The 3901-nt window shown below is 33.5% G+C and carries 2 protein-coding genes and 1 pseudogene; 2 read left to right on the top strand and 1 reads right to left on the bottom strand.

The genetic code is table 11. The features are described from left to right. Both hutH and VK998_RS06315 read left to right on the top strand, forming a co-directional pair. The coding region (gene hutH / locus VK998_RS06320; protein ID WP_325226660.1) for a histidine ammonia-lyase at positions 1 to 1511 on the top strand (1511 nt) is incomplete at its 5' end. A 19-nt stretch (positions 1512 to 1530) separates the two neighbouring features. After that, complete coding sequence (locus VK998_RS06315) at positions 1531 to 2835, top strand: Na+/H+ antiporter family protein (protein WP_325226658.1); 1305 nt, start codon at positions 1531 to 1533, stop codon at positions 2833 to 2835. A gap of 48 nt (positions 2836 to 2883) precedes the next feature. On the opposite strand, the pseudogene VK998_RS06310 reads toward VK998_RS06315, so the two are convergent. Beyond that, positions 2884 to 3901 (bottom strand): annotated as a pseudogene (locus tag VK998_RS06310) (hypothetical protein); the annotation flags it as partial.

The following is a 3901-nucleotide window of genomic DNA, read 5'->3' as shown; positions in this document are numbered from 1 at the left end:
TCGACGGAAATAGTTTAACCCTTAAGGATTTGGTAGATGTGGCAAGGAATAATGCATCAGTTCAATTATCAGAAGAAGCCATTTCTAGAATCAAAAAATCTAGAGCCCTAGTAGATGAATTTGTAGAAAAAGAAAAAGTTGTCTATGGATTAACCACAGGTTTTGGTAAATTTAGTGATGTGACCATTTCTAAAGAAGATACTGCCAAGTTACAAGCCAATTTAATTAGAAGTCATTCTTGTGGTGTAGGTAAGCCTTTAGCAGAAGAAGATGTCCGAGGTGCAATGCTCTTAAGAACCAACGCTTTAGTAAAAGGATATTCAGGTATTAGACTTAAAACCATTAATGTATTAGTTGAAATGCTCAACAAAAAAGTCCATCCTGTAATACCAGAAAAAGGTTCTTTAGGAGCCAGTGGTGACTTAGCTCCCTTAGCCCATATGGTGTTAGTAATGTTAGGAGAAGGAGAAGCCTATTATCAAGGGGTAAGGATGAAAGGCAAAGAAGCTATGGAAAAAGCAGATATCCCAACTATACAGCTAACCTCCAAAGAAGGATTAGCCCTTATCAATGGAACTCCCGTCATGACTGCCATAGGTGGATTAACAGCCTATGACGCTTTAAACCTAGCTAAGTTAGCCGATATATCCGCAGCTTTAACCATAGAAGCTTTAAATGGAATAACAGATGCCTATGATGAAAGAGTTCATAATATCCGACCTCATGAAGGACAAATGAACTGTGCTAAAAACTTATTAAATCTTACAAAGAAAAGTCAACTCACATCTAAACAAGGGGATATCAGAGTCCAAGATGCCTACACTTTAAGATGTATCCCACAAATCCACGGTGCTAGTAAAGATGCTATAAACTATGTAGTAGAAAAAATCAATATTGAATTAAACTCAGTAACGGACAACCCATTGATATTTGCTGACGATAAAAAAGTCATCTCTGGAGGAAACTTCCACGGACAACCAATGGCTTTAGCTTTTGACTTTTTAGGAATAGCTTTATCAGAGTTTGCCAATTCTTCAGAAAGACGAATTGAAAGACTTGTAAATCCTCAATTAAGTGGTTTGCCTGGATTCTTGACTGAAAAAGGTGGATTAAATTCTGGTTTTATGATCCCTCAATATACAGCTGCAGCCTTAGTTTCTGAAAATAAAGTATTAGCTCATCCTGCCAGTGTAGATTCCATTCCATCTTCAGCCAATCAAGAAGACCATGTAAGTATGGGAACTATAGCCGCTCGAAAAGCCAAAGAAATACTATATAATACTACAAAAGTATTAGCCATCGAACTATATGCAGCAACCCAAGCCATTGACTTTAGCGACCCTATAAAATTAGGCCAAGGTACTAAAGTTGCATATGAAGAAATTCGTAAAAAAGTAGAAAAACTAAATGAAGATAGGATCATGAATGTAGATATTGATGCTTGTGCAGCATTAATAGAAAACAATACTATTTTAGATGCTGTAGAAAGCAAAGTAGGTGAATTATTATAATTTTAAGAGAGGTGATTTAATGATAAATCCAGTTATTGCATCAGTTTTAATATTAATTGTTTTATGTTTACTAAAGTTAAATGTACTCATTGCTTTACTTTTAGCAGCTCTTTCTGGAGGATTAATTGCTGGAATGGGATTTACAACAACCATGTCCACTTTAGTTGGAGGCATGGGTGGTAATGCTGAAACAGCTTTAAGTTATATTCTACTAGGTGCCTTAGCTACAGCTATTAGTAAGACTGGGGCGGCAAATAGATTAGCAAGGAGTTTGTCAGAGTCTATGAAGGATATGAAAACCATGCTAGTATTTTTAATTGCAGTTATAGCTTGTTTTTCCCAAAACTTAATACCAGTTCATATTGCTTTTATACCTATTTTAATCCCACCTTTACTTGGTGTTATGAATGATTTGAAAATCGATAGACGTGGTGTTGCATGTGCCTTAACCTTTGGTTTAAAAGCACCTTATGTAATGCTTCCAGTAGGCTTTGGATGGATATTCCACGATATTATAACAAGCGCAATTGTAGATAATGGTATGAATATAGAGTTTGGAATGGTTTGGAAATCCATGTTATTGCCTGGAATTGGAATGATTATTGGTTTATTTATTGCCATCTTCATTTCTTATAGAAAACCAAGAGAATATGAATCCATTGGTATAGAAGAATTATCCACAACAAAAGATGTTGAAAACTCCAGTATCACCAAAGGAGAAATAGGCGCCTTAATTGGAGCAGTAGTAGCTATGGTTGTACAAATAGCTACAGAGTCCATGCCTTTAGGAATCCTTGCTGGTCTTATAGTAATGTGGCTATTAGGTGCATTCAAATTTAATGAAATCGATAATTTAATGAATAGCGGTATTGGTATGATGGGATTCATTGCCTTTGTCATGTTAGTTGCATCAGGCTACGGTGCAGTAATAAGAGAAACAGGTGGAGTAGAAACTTTAGTAGAAGGAGCGGCTGGATTAATGGCTGGTAGTAAATTAATAGCTGCCTTCCTAATGTTACTAATCGGTCTTGTAATCACCTTAGGTATCGGTACTTCTTTTGGTACAATACCTATTATTGCAGCCATATACGTACCCCTAGCTATGACATTAGGTTTCAGCCCTGCTGCCACCATTGCATTAGTAGGTACTGCCGGTGCTTTGGGAGATGCAGGTTCTCCCGCATCAGATAGTACCTTAGGACCAACAGCAGGATTAAATGTAGATGGACAACATGATCATATTCGAGACACAGTCATACCTACATTTCTCCACTATAATATACCTTTAATAATATTTGGAACAATAGCAGCATTAGTGTTATAGAAAAAATACCCACTTAAGATATATATCTTAAGTGGGTATTTAAAAATATTATTTATAATCTTTAAATTTCCTTAGAAGTTCATCGGTAAAATACTTTATATTTTCCTCCCACATATTATAATTCATAGCCTTATTTAAAGTTATATTTATCTTACGATTCATACAATCTATATTATCATCATTTATAAACTCTATTTCCTTGTTATTTATAAAACTTTCTGCTACTAAATCCATAATATATTTTATTATCTCTTCTCGTTCAGTTTTTGTAAATTTAGTATTCAATCCTTCATTTAATATTAAATTATTAAGAAAACGATTTCTCATAAAAATTAAGAATCCTTCAAATTCATCTGCATTGTTCCCTGTTTCTAGTTGAAAGATTATTTTAAAAAATAGGTTCCATTTAAAATCTTTGTTTATTATTTCGATAATAGCCTTCCCAATTCTTTCACAAAATTCATCTTCATACTCTATTTCTCTTTCAAATTCTATATGCCTATCCAGGTATATCTCGTTCTCCCTTATTTTATAAAGTCTCTCTAAAACCTTTAAAAACACTGCATCATAACTTTTGGGTTCTTCAGAACCATTTTTTCTCAAAACATAGGAAACTATCACATCACAGGATTTTCTATAATCTACAACAAAACCAAACTCCTCTTTTGTCTTCTCTGAATAAATTTCATATATTACCTTAGAAAGAATCGATTCTAATTGTTCTCTTCTCTTATCAATATTAGTTTCATCCATATCTTTCAAATGATTAAAAAGGATCATAAGCTGCCTATCTATCATGCTTAAATTTTCCTTCAAAGAATACATCACGTCTTTAAACAACTCTTCTGTAAGAAGATATTTATAGTTTTTATATAAAACTTTGTGCTCTACTTCCCCCCAAAACACGTTTACAAGAGATTTGATCTGTAATTCAAACTTTATTATATTATCATCCTTAATATATTTACCATCAATTTTATAAATGCCAAAACCATTTTTTTGAACTTGAGGTTGTTTTTCATCTAATTTAAGCAATATATTAGGTTTCTCCTCATTATAATAACAA

The organism is Schnuerera sp. (genome assembly GCF_035459645.1).
Taxonomy (GTDB): domain Bacteria; phylum Bacillota; class Clostridia; order Tissierellales; family Tepidimicrobiaceae; genus Schnuerera.
Note: the sequence above shows the minus strand (reverse complement) of the source record. Positions and strands in the feature narration are given on the sequence as shown.

What these genes read in the sequence shown, in the direction of transcription:
- VK998_RS06315 (WP_325226658.1), top strand. Translation starts at nt 1,531, where the DNA reads ATGATAAATCCAGTTATTGCATCAGTTTTAATATTAATTGTTTTATGT.